2 protein-coding genes are annotated in these 2,219 nt (G+C 71.8%); both read left to right on the top strand.

Annotation, left to right across the window (positions count from 1 at the left end):
- Window positions 1–1,418: MMPL family transporter (locus tag G6018_RS12480; protein ID WP_182639765.1), on the top strand; the 1,418-nt coding region annotated here is incomplete at its 5' end.
- The gene (locus G6018_RS12475) at window positions 1,415–2,113 is read left to right on the top strand and encodes a lipocalin family protein (protein WP_179523650.1); all 699 of its coding nucleotides are present in this window, start codon (window positions 1,415–1,417) and stop codon (window positions 2,111–2,113) included. The genes G6018_RS12480 and G6018_RS12475, both read left to right, overlap by 4 nt.
- Window positions 2,114–2,219 lie beyond the last annotated feature (106 nt).

Here is a 2,219-nt window from a genome sequence, read left to right as displayed (position 1 = left end):
GGGGAGCGGTCCCCGCCATCATCGCCAGCAACGTCACCGTGGTGCTGGCACTGCTGATGCTGTTGCTCGCGACCCTGCCCAACTACCGTTCGCTCGGGCTCTCCGCGGCCGTCGGCCTTCTCGTCGCCCTGGCGTACGCCCTCGTGGCGCTGCCGGCGGCGCTGGCCGTGTGCGGTCGTGGGTTGTTCTGGCCTTTCGTCCCCCGGCCGCACCGCGACTCCGAGCGCACGGGCACGCGCACCGGCGCGCGCGCCCGGGTGACCGCCCCCACGACTCCCGAGGACTTCCGCGAGGAGGTCCCGTCCGGCGTCTGGGGCCGCATCGCCTCCGGGGTGGTCAGGCGTCCGGTCCGTGTCCTGATCTCGTGCGTACTGATCCTCGTGATCCTCGCGTTCGGGTTGCTGGGCACCCGGATCGGCCTGAGCCAGACGGAGCAGTTCCGAACGCCGTCCGAGGCCGCGGCCGGTCTGGAGACCGCCGCCGAGCACTTCCCGGCCGGCGTCACGGACCCGGTCACCGTGCTCACCCGCACCGGCACGGAGGCGCAGGTCACGGAGGTGGCCGAGGGCGTGGAGGGCGTGGTGTCCGCCATGCCGGCCGGTGAGTCGGGGACCGGGTGGAGCCGCATCACGGTGACCCTCGACGCCGCCCCCGCGACCGACCGGTCGGAGGACAGCGTGGTGGCGTTGCGCTCCGCGGTCGACCAGGTCCCCGGATCCGAGGCGATCGTCGGCGGATCGGTGGCCGAGGGCGTCGACACCTCCGACGGGAACCTCCGCGACCTCGCGCTGATCGCACCGCTCATCCTCCTTGTGGTGTTCGTCGTCCTGGTCCTGGCGCTACGGGCGTTGATCGCGCCGCTGCTGCTGCTGGGCGCGACGGTGTTGTCGTCGCTCGCGGCGCTCGGGCTGGGGACCTTCGTCACCACCCAGATCCTGGGCTTCCCCGGCCTGGACGTGTCGGTCCCGCTGTACAGCTTCCTGTTCCTCGTCGCCCTGGGCGTGGACTACTCGGTGTTCCTGATCATCCGCGCCCGGGAGGAGGCGGCCACGCACTCGACCCGCGAGGCCATGGTCCGGGCGGTCGCCCTCACCGGCGGCGTGATCACCTCCGCGGGAATCGTGCTGGCCTCGGTGTTCGTGGTGCTGGGCGTCCTGCCGTTGATCGTGCTCACCCAGGTCGGCGTGATCGTGGCCCTCGGCGTCCTGCTGGACACCTTCGTCGTGAGGACCCTCGTGGTGCCGGCTCTGTTCACCCTGGTCGGGGAGCGGGTCTGGTGGCCTGGCGATCCCCGACGCGGCGTCACGCCCGCGGGCGAGCCCACCACCGGCGGTTCAGACGCATCCGCATCCGCAGCCACGGCTCCGGCCGACTCCGCTCCAGCCCGCACCGCCGACACGAAGGAGTTCCACCCATGACCACCTCGCGCCGTTCCCGGGTCCGTTCACTCGTCACCGCCCTCGCCGTGGTTCCGCTACTGGCGGCGGGGCTCGGGGCCGCCCCCGCAGCCGGGGCCCAGGACCTCACCGACGGGGGCCGCCTCGGCGGGGGCTCCTCGCAGCTGGTGCTGCCCGACGGCATCGCGGTGGGGTCGATCGGCGGCCCCGAGCTGCAGCAGGTCGGATATGTGGATCCCGACCGTTTCGTGGGCACCTGGTACCAGGTCGCGGCGATCCCGCAGCCGTATACCCTGCAGTGCACCAACGACACGACCGCCGAGTACGCGCGGATCTCGCCCGACACGATCTCGGTACGTAACTCCTGCGGCTCGGCGATCAGCTCCGACTCGGTGATCGAGGGGGAGGCGACGATCCGCGACACCGACACCAACGCCTCCCTGCGCGTGAACTTCCCCCAGGTGCCGTTCCAGGACGAGAACGGTCCGGTCAACTACCGCATCACCTACCTCGCCGACGACTACTCGGTGGCGGTCGTCGGCGACCCGAGCCGGTCCTCCGGCTTCGTGTTGAGCCGGGACCCCGCCCTGGGGGCGGACCAGTGGTCCACCGTCCGTGACGTCGTCGAGTCGCGCGGCTGGTGGCCCTGCGCGTTCCTGACCGTTCCCATGGCCGGTGGGCGGGGCGACGTCACCCCGCTGTGCCTGCTCCCCTGAGAGACGGACCGATGAGCATCGACCTCAGTTGTACGATCCGGGCCGGCGCGGACGAGGCGTGGGATTATCTCGCCTCGCCGGGTGCCTTCGTCCGGATCTCCCCGCC

This window comes from Dietzia sp. DQ11-44 (assembly GCF_014145205.1).
In the GTDB taxonomy this organism is placed as follows: Bacteria; Actinomycetota; Actinomycetes; order Mycobacteriales; family Mycobacteriaceae; genus Dietzia; species Dietzia natronolimnaea.
This window is presented reverse-complemented; position numbering and strand designations above follow the sequence as displayed.